Consider the following 16,773-nt stretch of genomic DNA (forward strand, 5'->3'; position numbering starts at 1 on the left):
CTCCCGCCGTGCAGGCGGCAGCCGAAGAAGAGAACAGGAGACACAGAATGGCAGCACGGATTCGATACATCGGAAGTTACCTCACCGGTAGGTGGAGCATGGCCGGGCCGGCCGCCTCGACCGCGTGGCAGGAAGGCCGGTCACGCGACCGAGAGCCCCCCGCTCGGTCGCCCTTCGGTTCGTTCACGCCGTACTTGGCCGCCGACGTCATCCGGAACGTACGTATGGACGGCCGTCCCAGGCAACAGAGAGACCACAAGGCACAGGAAACCCATAAGAAACACAGGAGGATCTGAGCCTGCACCCACCGTGCGACGGTCGGCCCTGGAGCAAGGAAAGAGCAGAGACACCCGCCGACCTGGAATGACGGGAGTTCCTGCGCCCGCATCAGTCCCAAGCAAGGCACCTCGCGAGCGAGGGTGAGCCCTCTCCGACCTCAGTTCGATCAGGTCGGAGCCAGGGCGAGGACTACTCGAACGACGTCGGTGACGCGGGTGGTGCCGCATCGCGGCTTCCGCAGGAGGCGCCAGGTCTTCAGTGCGTACGCGCCGCGGACCTCATGGCGGGCGGGCAGGTCCTTGGCCATGCCCTCGACGAGGGGGAGGCTGAACCCTTCGCCGCCCAGGGCGAGGAGGACGCCGGCCTGTTCGTACCGGTGCTGGACGTCGCGGATCCCTCCTGACCGTCGACCGGCCCGATCCGAGGGTCACTGACGGTCAGGCCGTACGCCTGGGCGGTCTGGAAGCGTGACCTGGTGACGCGTCGCGCGTCCGGGTATCCCTCGAAGGCCGGTTGCCAGGGGGCGATCGCCTCGGAGACGTGCTCGCGCGGCAGCACCGCGCCCACGATCGAAGTCGTCACGCCCTCGCCGACCGGGCGGCCGGTCCACAAATACAGCTCGGGGTCGACACCCTCGGGATCACTCCGAGGGGAACGGTCACGCCGTTGGGGCGGCACACGCCGGCTTCGAAGCGGGCCGTAGAGCTGTTGCACGGTTGGATGCGAGTCGTCAGGAGGTGCGGGCGTCGTGGTTGTCGCGGTTTGCGAGGACCTCGGCCATGTGTGTCTGCGCCCAGTTCCTGAGCCCGCGCGTCATGTGGTGGAGCGAGAGGCCGAGGTCGGTCAGCTCGTAGGAGACGGTGACAGGGACGGTTGGCGTCGCGGTGCGGGTGAGGAGGCCATCGCGTTCCAGTGACCGTAGCGTCTGGGTCAGCATCTTCTGGCTGACCCCGGCCAGAAGGCGAGAGATCTCGGAGTAGCGCATCGCTTTCGGAGCGTCTGCGTGTGCTGCACCGGGCTGGTCAGGGCTGTCGTCGCCGCCCAGTGCACACAGGATCAGGACGACCCACTTGTCCGAGATTCGGTCGAGCAGTTGCCGACTGGGGCACTCTGCCAGGAAGGCGTTGTACTCCGCCTTGGCCTGAGCCCTCTTCTGGACCGCCTTCATCGTCGTCACTGATCGCACCTCTCACCGATGGGTGGGTTACGCACTCCGAAGTGCCTACTTCCCGGCAGGAAGTTTCTCTCCAATGCTGGTGCAGGGAGGCAGCAGGCGCCACCCCCCAAGTGCACGACGAAAGGCAACAAGATGAGCACCCCCTCCCCCTCCCTTCCCGGCGGCACCTGGACTCTGGGTGACCTGACCGTCACCCGGTTCGGCTACGGCGCCATGCAACTGGCCGGCCCATGGGTCATGGGGCCGCCCGCCGACGGCGAGGGTGCCCTGGCCCTTCTGCGTGAAGCGGTCGACGTCGGTATCACCCACATCGACACCAGCGACGCCTACGGGCCGCGCGTCACCAACGAGTTGATCCGCGAGGCACTGCACCCCTATCCCGAATCGCTGCACATCGTGACCAAGGTGGGCGCGACCCGCGACGCACAGGGCGGCTGGCCCACGGCCCGGCGACCCGAAGATCTGCGCCGCCAGGTCCACGACAACCTCACGTCCCTCCGACTCGGCGTACTCGACCTGGTCAACCTCCGACTCGGCAACGCCGAAGGTCCCCAGCCCGGCTCGCTCGCCGAGGCGTTCGAGACGCTCGTCGAACTCCAGCAGCAGGGCCTGATCCGCCACCTCGGAGTCAGCAACGTCACCGAGGAGCAGGTCACCGAGGCACAGAGCATCGCGCCGATCGTGTGCGTGCAGAACATGTACAACCTCGCCCACCGCCACGACGACAAGCTCATCGACCGGCTCGCCCCCGACGGCGTCGCCTACGTGCCCTTCTTCCCCCTCGGGGGCTTTACCCCGCTTCAGTCCTCGGAGCTCTCGGCGGTCGCCGCTCGACTGGAGGCGACACCGATGTCCGTCGCACTGGGCTGGCTGCTGCAGCGATCACCGAACATCCTGCTCATCCCCGGCACGTCATCGACGGCACACCTGCACGAGAACATCGCCGGCGCGAGCCTCACCCTCTCTCATGAAGACTTGACGGAGCTGGACGACATCGGCCGCTGAATGCCCCAGAGCTGAACGACTCACCGGCCACGACCCAAGCCACCGTTCACGTTCCGGCCCCGGTAGCCTTCCCGCGACCGGGGTCAACCCGGACAACTCGCCCTCACCTGGATCACTTCGGATCACTCAACCGTCAGGTCTCATCTCTTCAGGCCGCTTCAGGCGCGGATCGGCGTAGTACGTGATCCCCGGCGTGCCGGATGCACCCGAGGGCCGCGTCGAACTCCTCGTCGGAAATGAGGAACGCGTAGTGCTGCACGACGATCGACTCCGCCGAGACGGCGGCAAAGCCCAGGATGCCCCCGTTGCTGGTGGCCACAGGGATGAACGGGCCCCACGCGGCCCCGACCTCAAGCCCCAGGACGTGCGCCGGGAAATCGGCCGCCTCCCGGTTGACGGCCACGCGTGATCATGTCCGTGACGGGCGCGACGGGCGTGACGTCGTCGCCTTCGACCGAACCTTCACCGGGCAGCGTGGGCAGGGGGCCGGGCGGTCTCCTCGTCCGGCGTGTCGAGGAGGGCCAGCTCCTCCTCGGTCAGGCGCAGGCTTCCAGCGGCGATGTTCTCCGCCAGGTGTGCCGGGTTCGTGGTGCCGGGAATGGCCAGCACGTGCGGACCGCGGTGGAGTGTCCAGGCGATCCGCACCTGGGCCGGCGTCGCACGGTGGGCGCGGGCGACGGAGCGGACGCGCGCATCGTGCTCCTGGCCTGCGGCTCCCTCCCGCCGCAGGCCGGAAACCGCGAAGAACGGAACGAAGGCGATGTCCTGCTCCCTGCACAGGTCCACCAGCCCGCTCTCGTCGGCGCGGCGCCACTCGAGGCCGTAGGGGTTCTGCACGCAGACCACGGGCGCGATCGTTTGCGCCTCGGTCACCTGCTCGGGTCGGACACAGGACAGCCCGAGGTGCCTGACCAGGCCGGCCTCGCGCAGCTCAGCGAGGGCGCCGAAGTGCTCGGTGATCGACGTCGTGCCGGGGCCGTTGGCGCGCAGGTTCACCACGTCCAGACAGTCCCGGCCAAGCTGGCGCAAGTTCTCCTCGACCTGGCCGCGCAGCTGTTCGGGGCGGGCCATGGAGAGCCACTCGCCGGAGGGATCACGCGCCGGGCCGACCTTCGTCACCACGACCACGTCGCCGTTCCAGGAGGAGAGGGCGCGGTTGATGAGCTCGTTCGCGGAGCGTAGCGGCGAGAAGTAGAAGGAGGCCGTGTCGATGTGGTCGACGCCCTGCTCGAACGCGCTGTGCAGTAGGTTGACGGCGACATCGCGGTCGATCGGCGTGCCGTCGGAGTTCCCCATCATGCCGTTGCCCGTCAGCCGCAGCGCGCCGTAGCCGATGCGATTCACTCCCAGGTCCCCGAGCTTCCAGGTCCCTGCTGCCGCTGCTGCGCTCACCGTGCTCCTTCGCCCGTTGGTTCGTCAGGTCCTGGAGTATGGGGCAGCCGCCATGCGGGGCAACAGGCCGACGGTGTGGGCGAATCGTCACATCCACCTCGGGAACCAACCATTGACGCACAGCCGTTGGACCTGGCGGGAGAGCACCGGTGAGGTCGCCTCTCCCCGACCAGGTCCTCGTGCGCCGGCCCAAGCGGCACCGGCACCCACAGACGGGGCCGGTGCCCGCCGTGCCGGACACCGCGGTTCCGCGCCGGCCCTGGCGGCGCCCCCCCGCCGGCCTGCTCCTCGCCGCCGCGCCGGGACCGAGCGCCCCGGGCCCGACGGCTGGGATCCGAGTGCCGGGCCGGTACGTCGTCGCCGGGGCGGCGGTTCAGCTCATCCGTAGCGCCAGGAAGAAGTCCAGCTTGTCTTCCAGACGCGAGAGGTCCCGACCCGTCAGCTGCTCGATCCGGCCCACCCGGTACCGCAAGGTGTTCACATGCAGATGCAGACGGGCCGCACAGCGCGTCCACGAGCCGTCGCAGTCGAGGAAGGCTTCCAGCGTGGGGATCAGCTCGGCGCGGTGGCGGCGGTCGTACTCGCGCAGCGGGTCGAGGAGCCGGGCCGTGAAGGCGCGGCGCACGTCGTCGGGGACGAACGGAAGCAGCAGGACGTGCGACGCCAGTTCGTGGTGTCCGGCAGCGCACACCCGGCCGGGACGCGCGGCGGCGACCCGGCGGGCGTGACGTGCTTCCTCCAGCGCGCCGCGCAGGCCATCCGCCGAGTGGACGGCCGCGCTGACGCCCAGGGTGAGCCGGCCGTCGTCGGCCAGACCGGCGGACAGCGGGTCGCGGACCGCGACGAGCAGTTCGTCGGCGTGCAGCCCTGCCTCACTGCTGCCGAGTTTCCCCGCGGCCTCGGCCGGGTCGTCCCCGAGGCCGCCGGCCGTGGGGACGGCGACCGACGGCAGTGGCACGAGCGCGATGGCCTCGTCGCCCGTGTGGGCGACGGCGATCCGGTCGGCGGAGTCCGTTCCCGCGGTGGCCGGGTCGACCAGGATCTCCTCGAGGAGCGACTGCGCGATCGGGCCGGCCTCCATCGCAGCGGCTCTGTCCTGCTGGTCCCAGTCGACCCGGGCCACGACGACCTGCCAGAGCGGCGCGGCGCCCAGGCCCGGCAGCAGCACGGGCGCGGCGACCCGCAGCCGGGCCGCGATCTCGGCGGGCGCCGCGCCCGTCTGCACGAGTTCCAGTACTTCCTGGGCCAGGCGCCGGCGCACCGTGCGGGCGGCGTCGCGGCGGTCCCGCTCCACGGCGATCAGCTGGGTGACGCCCTGGAGCAGATCGAGCCGGGCCGCCGGCCAGTCGGCGGCGTCGGCCTCGACGGCGAGCAGCCAGTCGGACAGAACGGTCTCGCGGACGTCGCGGGAGGCGGGGGTGGCGCCGCGGCCGCTGTTGCGGATCGGGAAGAGCGAATACGTGGATCCTGCGGCACTGGCGCGGTGCGGGGGGCGCCGTCCGGTGCGCGTGGCGGCCAGGTGTACCGCGGCGAGCTCCGCGCCCAGGTCGGCGGGCATCGGCGTACCGGCGCCCGCGATTTGCCGCCCGGTGGGGGAGAGGACCCAGGCGTGCAGGTCGAGGTCGGAGCCCAGCAGGTCCAGGACCACCTCCGGGCCGCCGCCCGCGGGCCCGGACGTCATCATCCTGCGGTGCCGGTCCACGACGGCGGCAAGGTCGCCCGCACGCTCACCGGAGACCTGGCGCACCACATGCTCGGTGATGGTCGCGAACGCGACGTCCTCGTCCACGGCGAACAGCGGGAGCCGGTGCCTGGCGCACGCCGCGACGAGGTCGTCCGGGATGTCGCCGAGCTCTGCTTCGCCGGCGGCGAGCCCTGCGACGCCCGTGCTTGCGAGAATGCGTACGAAGGACTCGGAGTCTTCGGCCGAGCGTCGCCAGGCGAGGCCGGTGAGGACCAGTTCACCGCCCGAGAGGTAGCGGCTCGGGTCCCGTAGGTCGGTCGTCATGACGCCGCGGACGGTCCTGTCCAGCTCGTCGTCGCCGCCGAGCAGCCGCAGTCCCAGCGCGTCGGTTTCCAGCAGTGCGCGGAGCCGCATCTCGTCGCCGCCGATCTGTCTCGTTGTAGCCGTTAGCCGGTCTGAGTGTCGTGTCAGTCGTTTCCGGAGGAAAACAGAAAGGTAACTGAGCCCCTCCTTTCGTTCGAATCTACAAGACGAGGATGGCGACCAGCCAACTCCTTCATGGTTTTGGTGACTGCACCAGGTGGGGCGGCGCTTGTGTACTTGGGCCACACCGCGTTAACACGACATGAATTCCAGCCAGGGCCGGCCGCTCCCCGGGCCTCAAGCGAACGACCCGAACACGTAGAAGAAAGAGCCACTCATGGACTTCCTTCGCCCCGCCAGCTGGGAGGAGGCGCTCGCCGCCAAGGCCGAGCACCCCACAGCCGTGCCCATTGCGGGTGGCACGGACGTCATGGTCGAGATCAACTTCGACCACCGCAGGCCCGAGTACCTCCTGGACCTCAACCGCATCGCTGAGCTGGGCGAGTGGGAAGTCGGCGAGGAGCACGTCCGCCTGGGCGCCTCCGTCCCGTACACGAGGATCATGGAGAACCTCAGGGGCGAGCTGCCCGGACTGGCCCTCGCCTCGCACACCGTCGCCTCCCCGCAGATCCGCAACCGCGGAGGTGTCGGCGGCAACCTCGGCACCGCGTCCCCGGCCGGTGACGCCCACCCGGCCCTGCTGGCCGCCGGCGCAGAGGTCGAGGTCGCGTCGGTGCGGGGAACCCGTCTCATCCCGATCGACTCGTTCTACACGGGAGTGAAGCGCAACGCACTCGCCCCGGACGAGCTGATCCGTGCCGTCCACATCAAGAAGGCCGACGGCCCGCAGCAGTTCTCCAAGGTCGGCACCCGCAACGCGATGGTCATCGCAGTGTGTGCCTTCGGTATCGCCCTGCACCCGGAGACCCGCACCGTGCGGACCGGCATCGGTTCGGCCGCCCCCACCCCGGTGCGGGCGACGACCGCCGAGGAGTTCCTGAACGCCGCGCTCGACGAGGGCGGCTTCTGGGACAGCGGCAAGATCATCACCCCTTCGATCGCCAAGCAGTTCGCGGAGCTCGCCTCCGCCGCGTGCAACCCGATCGACGACGTCCGCGGCACCGCCCGGTACCGCCGCCACGCGGTCGGCATCATGGCCCGCCGCACCCTCGGCTGGACCTGGGAGCAGTACCGCGGCACCGGCCGCACGCTGGAAGGAGCTGCATGACCATGCGCGTCAATTTCACGGTCAACGGGCGCAAGCAGGAAGCCGACGACGTCTGGGAGGGCGAGAGCCTCCTCTACGTGCTGCGCGAGCGTCTGGGTCTGCCGGGCTCCAAGAACGCCTGCGAGCAGGGTGAGTGCGGCTCCTGCACGGTTCGTCTCGACGGTGTGCCGGTCTGCTCGTGCCTGGTCGCCGCGGGCCAGGTGGAGGGCCGGGAGGTCGTCACGGTAGAGGGCCTGGCGGACTACGCCAAGCAGCGCGGCGAGCACGGTGGCTGTGCCGGCGGGGCGTGTGGCACGCCGCTCGACGCCGCCCAGCAGTGGCAGGCGAAGCCGTCCGACTCGCTGACCGGCGAAGGCACGGAACTCTCCCCGATCCAGCAGGCGTTCATCGACGCCGGAGCCGTGCAGTGCGGCTTCTGCACCCCGGGGCTGCTGGTCGCGGCCGACGAACTGCTGGAGCACAACGCCTCCCCGTCCGACGCGGACATCCGCGAGGCGCTCTCGGGAAACCTGTGCCGCTGCACCGGCTACGAGAAGATCCTCGACGCGGTCCGCCTCGCGGCCGCCCGTCAGGAAGAGGCGGTCTGAGCACCATGGCGCTGAATCCACGAGTCACCACCACCCCGGCGGGCACACCCGGCAAGGTCACCCAGGGCTCGCAGGCCAAGGGCGGCATCGGCGAGTCCACGCTGCGTCCCGACGGGACCCTCAAGGTCACCGGTGAGTTCGCCTACTCCTCGGACATGTGGCACGAGGACATGTTGTGGGGCCAGACGCTGCGCTCCACCGTGGCGCACGCCGAGATCCGGTCGATCGACGTCTCCGAGGCCGTCGCGATGCCCGGCGTCTACGCGGTGCTGACCTACGACGACCTGCCGGCCGAGATGAAGAACTACGGCCTGGAGATCCAGGACACGCCGGTCCTCGCCCACAAGAAGGTCCGCCACCACGGGGAGCCGGTTGCGCTGGTCGCCGCCGACCACCCGGAGACCGCGCGGCGGGCCGCGGCCAAAATCAAGATCGACTACGCCGAGCTACCGGTCATCACCGACGAGGCCTCGGCGACTGCGCCCGGTGCGGTCCTGGTCCACGAGGGCCGCACCGACCACCACATCGGCCACGTCCCGCACCCGAACATCGTGCACCGCCAGCCGATCGTCCGAGGCGACGTGTCGGAGGCCCGCAAGCGCGCCGACGTCATCGTCGAGGGCGAATACGTGTTCGGCATGCAGGACCAGGCCTTCCTCGGCCCGGAATCAGGACTCGCCGTGCCCGCCGAGGACGGCGGCGTCGACCTGTACGTCGCCACCCAGTGGCTTCACTCCGACCTCCGCCAGATCGCCCCGGTCCTGGGCCTGCCCCCGGAGAAGGTCAGGATGACGCTCGCCGGCGTCGGCGGTGCGTTCGGTGGGCGCGAGGACCTGTCGATGCAGATCCACGCCTGTCTGCTCGCCCTGCGTACCGGCAAGCCCGTCAAGATCGTCTACAACCGGTTCGAGTCCTTCTTCGGCCACGTCCACCGCCACCCGGCGAAGCTGTACTACGAGCACGGCGCCACCAAGGACGGCAAGCTCACCCACCTGAAGTGCCGGATCGTGCTGGACGGCGGTGCCTACGCGTCCGCCTCCCCGGCGGTCGTCGGCAACGCCTCCTCCCTCTCCGTCGGACCGTACGTCGTGGACGACGTCGACATCGAGGCGATCGCGCTCTACAGCAACAACCCGCCCTGCGGTGCGATGCGCGGCTTCGGCGCGGTCCAGGCGTGCTTCGCGTACGAGGCGCAGATGGACAAGCTCGCGGCGAAGCTGGGGATGGACCCGGTGGAGTTCCGGCAGATCAACGCCATGGAACAGGGCACCATCATGCCGACCGGACAGCCGGTGGACTCCCCGGCGCCGGTCGCCGAACTGCTGCGCCGTATCAAGGCGCGGCCGCTCCCGCCGGAGCGCCAGTGGGAGGTCGCCGGTGGCGCGGCGGACGTACGGGCCCTGCCCGGCGGGCTGTCCAACACCACGCACGGCGAAGGCGTCGTCCGCGGTGTCGGGTACGCGGTCGGCATCAAGAACGTCGGCTTCTCCGAGGGCTTCGACGACTACTCCACGGCCAAGGTCCGCATGGAGGTCGTGGGCGGGGAGCCGGTCGCGACCGTGCACACCGCGATGGCCGAGGTCGGGCAGGGCGGGATCACCGTCCATGCCCAGATCGCCCGAACGGAACTCGGTGTCGGGCAGGTGACCATCCACCCCGCCGACACCCAGGTCGGTTCGGCCGGTTCCACCTCGGCGTCCCGCCAGACGTACGTCACCGGCGGCGCGGTGAAGAACTCCTGCGAAGCCGTCCGGGAGAAGGTCCTGGAGATCGGCCGTCGCAAGTTCGGTTCGTACCACCCCGCCTGGGCCACCGCGGAGCTGCTGCTGGAGGACGGCAAGGTCGTCACCGACGGCGGCGAGGTCCTCGCAGACCTGGTCGAGGTCCTCGAGGACGAGGCCGTGGAAGTGGAACTGGAGTGGCGCCACCGGCCCACCCAGCCCTTCGACCTGGTCACCGGTCAGGGCGACGGCCACGTCCAGTACTCGTTCGCCGCGCACCGCGCGGTCGTCGAGGTGGACACTGAGCTCGGGCTGGTCAAGGTGGTCGAGTTGGCCTGTGCCCAGGACGTGGGCAAGGCGCTCAACCCGCTGTCGGTCGTCGGCCAGATCCAGGGCGGCACCACCCAGGGCCTGGGCGTGGCCGTGATGGAAGAGATCGTCGTCGACCCGAAGACCGCGAAGGTGCGCAACCCGTCCTTCACGGACTACCTGATCCCCACGATCCTCGACACGCCGACCATCCCGGTCGACGTGCTGGAACTGGCCGACGAGCACGCCCCGTACGGGCTGCGCGGCATCGGTGAGGCGCCGACCCTGTCGTCCACTCCCGCCGTCCTCGCTGCGATCCGCAATGCGACGGGCCTGGAGCTCAACAGGACACCGGTCCGCCCGGAACACCTCACCGGAACGTAACCCCACCCGGCGGGTCCGGGGAACCGCTTCCCCGGATCCGCCCCCCAGAGCCCTCCGGGCGGCGACCGCCCCCAGGAGCCGGACGGAACCCCGCGTGTTCCGGCCCGCACCGTCCGGAGACCCGGACCGCACCGCTCGTGGTCCACAGCACCACCCCGAAGAAGACCGCAAGGCCGGAACCTCCGGCGCAGGACCCCGACTCCGGTCGGCGGCACCTCTGCGGCCACCGTTCGCCTCGGGCCGTCCCCCGGGTCGTGCAGCCAACGAAGTGATCCCAAATCCCGCGCACTCACCGACGTCCGCCAGTCCGCCGCGGGTGCCCCTATGAACCTTGGGAGTAGGCACCATGACCCAGTCGTCAGTGGAGCCCAGAACCACCGCTGAGGATGCAGGCTCCGGCTCGCGCGTCCCCGCCGGACGGTCCTGGCTCGACCGCTACTTTCACATTTCCGAACGAGGATCGACGGTCGCGCGCGAGGTGCGCGGCGGCATCACCACCTTCATGGCGATGGCGTACATCCTCCTGCTCAATCCCCTGATCCTCAACGGCAAGGACGTCGCAGGCAACGTCCTCAGCCAGCCGGGACTCATCACTGCGACTGCTTTCGCGGCCGCCGTGACCACGTTGCTCATGGGTTTCCTCGGCAAGGTGCCGCTCGCCCTCGCAGCCGGACTCAGCGTCTCCGGCGTGCTCGCCTCGCAGGTCGTGCCCCAGATGACCTGGCCGCAGGCCATGGCCATGTGCGTGGTGTACGGCTTGGTGATCTGCCTGCTGGTGGTCACCGGACTGCGCGAGCTGATCATGAATGCGATCCCGCTTGCACTGAAGCACGGCATCACGATGGGGATCGGCCTCTTCATCGCCCTCATAGGCCTGGTCAAGGCCGGTTTCGTGGGTAAGGGGGCCGAGTTCGGTCCGCCCGTCACCCTCGGTTCGGGCGGTGAGCTCGCGGGCTGGCCCGTCCTGATCTTCTGCCTCACCCTGCTGCTGATCTTCATGCTCCAGGCACGGGGGATCCCCGGCGCGATCCTCATCGGCATCGTCGTCGGTACGGTCGTCGCGGTCGTCGTGCACAACGTGGCCGGACTCGATGCGAAGGCGTGGAACATGGCCCCGCCGGAGCTGAGCGGCGGCGCGGTCTCCATGCCCGACTTCTCGCTCTTCGGGCACGTCGAGTTCGGCGGTTGGGGCGACGTCGGTGCGATGACCGTCGGCTTCATCGTGTTCACGCTGGTGCTGGCCGGCTTCTTCGACGCCATGGCCACCATCATCGGCGTCGGTACGGAGGCCAAGCTGGCCGACGACAAGGGCCGGATGCCGGGTCTTTCGAAGGCACTGTTCATCGACGGTGCGGGTGGAGCGATCGGCGGTGTCGCAGGTGGTTCGGGTCAGACGGTGTTCGTCGAGTCGGCGACCGGCGTTGGCGAAGGCGCCAGGACCGGCCTCGCCTCGGTCGTCACCGGCCTGTTCTTCGCCGCGTGCCTGTTCTTCACCCCGCTCACCGCGATCGTGCCCCCGCAGGTCGCCTCCGCGGCGCTGGTCGTGATCGGCGCGATGATGATGCAGAACGCCAAGCACGTGGACTGGAGCGACCGTTCAGTCGCCATCCCGGTCTTCCTCACCGTCGTGCTGATGCCGTTCACCTACAGCATCACCCCCGGTGTGGCTGCCGGTGTGATCGCCTACGTGGCCATCAAGGCCGCCCAGGGCAAGGCCCGAGAGGTGGGGGCGTTCATGTGGGGACTCACTGCGATCTTCGTGGTGTTCTTCGCTCTCCATCCGATCGAAGGCTGGCTGGGAGTCCGCTGACCCCCTCCGGACCTGCCACGCATCCACGAGCCCCGAAGGAGACCGCCATGCTGGACATCGCCGACGAGCTGAACCGGTGGGTCGGGCAAGGACGTGACTTCGCCGTCGCCACGGTGGTGGCCGTCGGCGGCAGCGCGCCGCGTCAGCCCGGGGCCGCGCTCGCCGTCGACCGCGAGGGCACGGCGATCGGCTCGGTCTCCGGCGGATGCGTGGAAGGTGCCGTGTACGACCTGTGCCTGCAGGCGCTCGAGGACGGCAGGACCGTCCTCGAGCGTTTCGGGTACAGCGACGAGGACGCCTTCGCCGTGGGGTTGACCTGCGGCGGCGTCATCGATGTCCTCGTCACTCCGGTACGCGCCGACTCCCCCGCGGGGGAGGTGTTCGCCGCGGCGCTCTGCGCCGCGGCGGGGCGCGAAACGGTGGCTGTGGCACGGATCGCGGACGGACCGGAGCTGCTCTTGGGCCAGGCCCTGCTCGTCCGGGGCGACGGCTCGTTCGAGGGGACCCTGGGCGGTCATCCCGCGCTGGACCGCACGGCCGCCTCGGAGGCTCGCGCGATGCTCGACGCGGGACGCACCGGCACCGCGCTCATCGGCGAGGACGGCTCCCGGTGCGGCCGGCCGCTCACCCTGCTCGTCGAGTCCAGCGTGCCCGCACCCCGCATGATCGTCTTCGGCGCGATCGACTTCGCCTCCGCGCTCGTGCGGGTGGGGAAGTTCCTCGGCTACCACGTCACCGTGTGCGACGCCCGCCCGGTGTTCGCGACGCGGGCCCGTTTCCCGGAGGCGGACGAGATCGTCGTCGACTGGCCGCACCGGTACCTGGAGACGGCCGGGGTCGACGGGCGGACGGTGCTGTGCGTCCTCACCCACGACGCCAAGTTCGACGTGCCGCTGCTCCAGCGGGCCCTGAGGCTCCCCGTCGCGTACGTCGGGGCGATGGGGTCGCGGCGTACCCACGAGGACCGGAACGCACGGCTGCGCGAGGTCGGGGTCACCGAGCGGGAGCTCGGGAGGCTGCACTCGCCCATCGGCCTCGACCTCGGCGCCCGCACCCCGGAGGAGACGGCCCTGTCCATCGCGGCGGAGATCGTCGCCGGCCGTCGGGGAGGCAGCGGGCTCCCGCTGACCGGTGCGCACGTCCCGATCCACCATGACGGACCGCGGGCGCCGGCCGAGGCGCTCGGCTCCGTCGCCTGATCTCAGAGCGCGGCAATGGCTCGCAAATGCGAGCAAGAATGAGGACTTTGCTTGTACATGCTAGGTGCGATGCGTATCGTGCCGGTATGCAGCAGTACACCATCGGTCAAGCGGCACGGCTGCTCGGAGTGAGCCCCGACACCGCGCGCCGCTGGGCCGACGCCGGAAGGGTCGCCACCCACCGCGACGACGCCGGGCGCCGCCTCATCGAGGGCGAGGACCTGGCCGCGTTCTCCGTGGAGCTCGTCAGGAGTACAGCCGAGGACGACGAGACGCCCTACACCTCGGCGCGGAACGCCTTCCCGGGCATCGTCACCGGGATCAAGCTCGGTGACGTGGCCGCCCAGGTGGAGATCCAGGCGGGACCGCACCGGCTCGTCTCGCTGCTCACCAGGGAAGCGGTCGAGGAGCTCGGCCTGGAGGTGGGCATGCAGGCGACGGCCCGCGTGAAGTCCACGAACGTGCACATCGACCGCCCCTGAGCGGCTTCCCACTCGGGGGTCGCCCCGTCGCGGCCGGCTGCCGGTGTCGTGCCGTGACGGCACCCGCCGGACGGGGGCAACCGGGGTCCGGCCACGTGTTCCGGGTCCCCGCCCCCCGGGGTGTCGTACGGCCGGCGAGCGCCCCCGGGCGGGCAAAGCGCCCAAAAGTTAGAATCTTGGCATGCCTGAGCGGCCCGCTGCGCCCACCGCGCCCGAGCTGGTCATCGAAACCGACGGGGGCTCGACGCTCATGAGCCCGGGCAGGGTCTACCACGTCGGGCGGGATCCGCTGAGCGAGATCGTGCTCGACGACGCCCGCGTGTCCTGGCACCACGCCGTACTCAGGGCGGTCTGCGACCGCTGGACGGTGCAGGACGAGAACAGCACCAACGGGACGTACGCGGAGGGTCACCGCATCCAGGAATGGGGCGTGGGACCGGGCAGCGTCATACGCTTCGGCAACCCCCAGGACGGTCCCCGTGCAGTCCTGGTCGGCAGGGAGCCGGAGCCGGTGCCGCAGCGCCCGGAGGGAACTGCGCGCCCCTCAGCCGTCTTCATGCCCGCCGCCACCAGCACCTTCCGGCAGCCCACCACCGTGCGACCACTGCCCACGCGGACCATCCGCATCGGGCGGTCCCCCGACAACGACATCGTCCTGGACGACCTCATCGTCTCCAGGAGCCACGCGGAACTCCGCGCGCACGCCGACGGGACGTTCGAGATCGCGGACCTCGGCAGCCACAACGGCACTTACCTCAACGGGCAGCCCGTCACCAGCGCCCGCGTCGTCGAAGGGGACATCGTCGGCATCGGTCATTCCGCGTTCAGCCTGGTCGGCGACGAACTGCAGCAGTTCGTGGACTCGGGAGAGGTCTCGCTGCGGGTCGAGGATCTCGCCGTCGCCGTGGACAACGGGCGCAAGGTCCTCCTGGACCACGTGACCTTCCCCGTCGGCGAGAAGACGTTGCTCGCCGTCGTGGGGCCGAGCGGCGCCGGGAAGTCGACGCTCCTCAACGCACTCACCGGGCTACGGCCGGCCGAGCACGGCACCGTCGTCTACGACGGCCGCGACCTCTACCGGGACTACGCCGAACTGCGCCGACGCATCGGACTCGTGCCGCAGGACGACATCCTGCACCTCCAGCTCACCGTGCGCAGGGCACTCGGATACGCGGCGGAACTACGCTTCCCCGAGGACACCGCAGACGAGGAGCGCGAGGCCCGGGTCGACGAAGTCATCCGGGAACTCGGCCTGGAACAGCGGGCGGACCAGCCCATCCACAGCCTCTCCGGCGGTCAGCGCAAGCGGGTCAGCGTCGCCCTCGAACTGCTCACCAAACCGTCACTGCTCTTCCTCGACGAACCCACCTCCGGACTCGACCCGGGCATGGACCGTTCGGTGATGCACATGCTCCGCGGGCTCGCCGACGACGGCCGTACGGTCATCGTCGTCACCCACAGCGTGCTCAGCCTCGACGTGTGCGACCGGCTGCTGGTGATGGCACCGGGGGGCCGGATCGCGTACTACGGCGCGCCCGACGACGCCCTGGACTTCTTCGGCTTCGACCAGTGGCCCAAGGCATTCGAGGCTTTCGAGAACGATCGCGAACGCGACTGGGCGGGGGAGTACCAGGCCTCCTCGTACCATCAGCGGTACGCCGTCGTGGGGGCCCACCCACCGGCAGGGCAGGACCGGCAGGCGGGGGACGTCGCGCCACCCCCCACGTCGCAGAGCTGGTTCGCACAACTCAACACCCTCGTGCGCCGCTACGTGTCGGTGCTGAGCGCCGACCGCACGTTCATGATCATCATGGTGGCCCTGCCGTTCGGCATGGGGGCGATGGCCCGGAGCCTCGCCGGCAGCAGGTTCACCCTGGACACCGCCCTGGACGCGCTGCTCGTCCTGTGCGTCGGCGGGGTGCTGACCGGAGCGGCGAACGCGGTGCGCGAGCTCGTCAAGGAACGAGTCATCTACCAGCGCGAACGCGCCGTCGGCCTGTCCAGATCCGCATACCTGATGTCGAAGGTGGTGGTGCTGGGCACGATCACCGTCCTGCAGGCCGTGGTGCTCACCCTCGTCGGCCTCTTCGGGGTCGACCTGAGCGCACCCGGTGGCAGGGGCGTCCTGATGCCTCCGCTCATCGAGATCACGGTGGCGGTGGCCCTCCTGGCGTTCACCGCGATGATGATCGGCCTGCTCGTGTCGGCGCTCGTACCCAAGGAGGAGGTCACCATGCCGCTGCTGGTGCTCCTCACCATGGTGCAGATCGTGTTCTGCGGGGCCCTGCTGAAGCTGTACGGCGTCATCGGCCTGGAGCAGCTCGCCTGGCTGGTCCCCGCGCGGTGGGCCTTCGCGGCCATGTCGGGGACGGTCGACATCGGCAAGATCGTGCCGGGTCCGGACACCGCAGACCCCCTGTTCCGGCATTCCGCCGGAGTGTGGCTGCGGAGCATCGTCGTCCTGGTGGCGTACTGCGCCGTCCTGTGGGTCGTCATCGGACTGCTGCTGCGGCGCCAGGAGCCCGCGGTCATGCGGAAGTAGACGGGTGCCGCCGTGAACGTACCCGTCCCCGACTTCCGGCCCACCCACGTGGTTCCCCGCGACGGACTGGCCACGTGGGAGGCGCCGGACGCAGCACGGCCCAGCTCGCCCCTCGACCCCTTCCTCCCCGTCCAACTGCTCGACCGCCGCGGCGACTGGGGGCACGTGCTGTGTGCCAACGGTTGGTCGGCGTGGGTGGACGGACGGCTGCTCATCGCGGTCCCCGAGTCGCCGCCGGCCGGACAGCAGACCACTCGCACCGCAGACCCGCAGCCACTGATCGCACGGGTCGAGGAGGCCCTGTCCGACTACCGGCGGGCGGCGGAAGACCTCGCGGCCGGCCGGTCGGACGGCGAGACGTTCCGCAGGCGTACCCGGGGCCTGAGGGTCGGCATGGTCGTGGACGGCGAGTCGATGTGGCTGTACGACGCCGAGCACGAACGATGGGTCTACTGCGACGGCACCCGGCTGACCCCGTTCGCTTCGTCCGCTCCGCCCCGCGACACCGCCCCGGGGAGGGGCACCTCCGGCCCCTCGCCCACGCAGACCGTCAACGTTCCCGGCTCCTCCGGGGACGGACCGCGGTGAAGCCGGGGCGGAAGAAGCGGGCG

Annotated in this window: 13 protein-coding genes and 1 pseudogene; 9 read left to right on the forward strand and 5 right to left on the reverse strand. The window is 70.1% G+C overall.

Translation table 11 applies throughout. The features are described 5' to 3' along the window. Positions 1 to 445: 445 nt before the first annotated feature. On the reverse strand, positions 446 to 586 hold the full coding sequence (locus tag ACFXOM_RS09590; RefSeq protein ID WP_384933656.1) for a hypothetical protein: 141 nt from the start codon (positions 584 to 586) through the stop codon (positions 446 to 448). Between the two features lie 423 nt (positions 587 to 1,009). Further along, entirely contained in the window at positions 1,010 to 1,447 is a 438-nt protein-coding gene (locus ACFXOM_RS09595; RefSeq protein ID WP_384933628.1) for a winged helix-turn-helix transcriptional regulator, read from the reverse strand. A gap of 141 nt (positions 1,448 to 1,588) precedes the next feature. Here ACFXOM_RS09595 and ACFXOM_RS09600 point away from each other — a divergent pair, with 141 nt between their 5' ends. After that, positions 1,589 to 2,461, forward strand: a complete 873-nt coding sequence (locus ACFXOM_RS09600; protein WP_384933230.1) for an aldo/keto reductase family oxidoreductase — start codon at positions 1,589 to 1,591, stop codon at positions 2,459 to 2,461. A gap of 141 nt (positions 2,462 to 2,602) precedes the next feature. On the opposite strand, the pseudogene ACFXOM_RS09605 reads toward ACFXOM_RS09600, so the two are convergent. The 3 genes and pseudogenes from ACFXOM_RS09605 to ACFXOM_RS09615 form a co-directional block, all read right to left on the reverse strand. Continuing rightward, positions 2,603 to 2,864 (reverse strand): annotated as a pseudogene (locus tag ACFXOM_RS09605) (VOC family protein); the annotation flags it as partial. Positions 2,865 to 2,923: 59 nt separating this feature from the next. Further along, on the reverse strand, positions 2,924 to 3,853 hold the full coding sequence (locus ACFXOM_RS09610; RefSeq protein WP_384933227.1) for an aldo/keto reductase: 930 nt from the start codon (positions 3,851 to 3,853) through the stop codon (positions 2,924 to 2,926). Positions 3,854 to 4,226: 373 nt separating this feature from the next. Further along, the gene (locus ACFXOM_RS09615) at positions 4,227 to 5,951 is read right to left on the reverse strand and encodes a PucR family transcriptional regulator (protein WP_384933224.1); all 1,725 of its coding nucleotides are present in this window, start codon (positions 5,949 to 5,951) and stop codon (positions 4,227 to 4,229) included. 286 nt (positions 5,952 to 6,237) lie between these two features. Here ACFXOM_RS09615 and ACFXOM_RS09620 point away from each other — a divergent pair, with 286 nt between their 5' ends. The 8 genes from ACFXOM_RS09620 (at position 6,238) to ACFXOM_RS09655 (ending at position 16,750) form a co-directional block, all read left to right on the forward strand. Further along, entirely contained in the window at positions 6,238 to 7,128 is an 891-nt protein-coding gene (locus tag ACFXOM_RS09620) for an FAD binding domain-containing protein (protein WP_384933221.1), read from the forward strand. 2 nt (positions 7,129 to 7,130) lie between these two features. Further along, positions 7,131 to 7,715, forward strand: coding sequence for a (2Fe-2S)-binding protein (locus tag ACFXOM_RS09625; protein ID WP_384946601.1), 585 nt, complete (start codon positions 7,131 to 7,133; stop codon positions 7,713 to 7,715). A 5-nt stretch (positions 7,716 to 7,720) separates the two neighbouring features. Continuing rightward, entirely contained in the window at positions 7,721 to 10,129 is a 2,409-nt protein-coding gene (gene pucD / locus ACFXOM_RS09630; RefSeq protein WP_384946526.1) for a xanthine dehydrogenase subunit D, read from the forward strand. Positions 10,130 to 10,475: 346 nt separating this feature from the next. Continuing rightward, a complete protein-coding gene (locus tag ACFXOM_RS09635) occupies positions 10,476 to 11,939 on the forward strand; it encodes an NCS2 family permease (RefSeq protein ID WP_384933216.1) in 1,464 nt (487 codons plus the stop codon). Positions 11,940 to 11,986: 47 nt separating this feature from the next. Further along, a complete protein-coding gene (locus ACFXOM_RS09640) occupies positions 11,987 to 13,138 on the forward strand; it encodes an XdhC family protein (protein ID WP_384933212.1) in 1,152 nt (383 codons plus the stop codon). A gap of 86 nt (positions 13,139 to 13,224) precedes the next feature. Further along, entirely contained in the window at positions 13,225 to 13,620 is a 396-nt protein-coding gene (locus tag ACFXOM_RS09645; RefSeq protein ID WP_384933209.1) for a molybdopterin-binding protein, read from the forward strand. A gap of 181 nt (positions 13,621 to 13,801) precedes the next feature. Next, positions 13,802 to 16,162: an FHA domain-containing protein gene (locus ACFXOM_RS09650; RefSeq protein WP_384933206.1), complete on the forward strand. Its 2,361-nt coding sequence runs from the start codon at positions 13,802 to 13,804 to the stop codon at positions 16,160 to 16,162. A 12-nt stretch (positions 16,163 to 16,174) separates the two neighbouring features. Further along, complete coding sequence (locus tag ACFXOM_RS09655; RefSeq protein ID WP_385037563.1) at positions 16,175 to 16,750, forward strand: hypothetical protein; 576 nt, start codon at positions 16,175 to 16,177, stop codon at positions 16,748 to 16,750. Positions 16,751 to 16,773: the final 23 nt, after the last annotated feature.

The organism is Streptomyces sp. NPDC059169 (genome assembly GCF_042755225.1).
Lineage (GTDB): Bacteria > Actinomycetota > Actinomycetes > Streptomycetales > Streptomycetaceae > Streptomyces.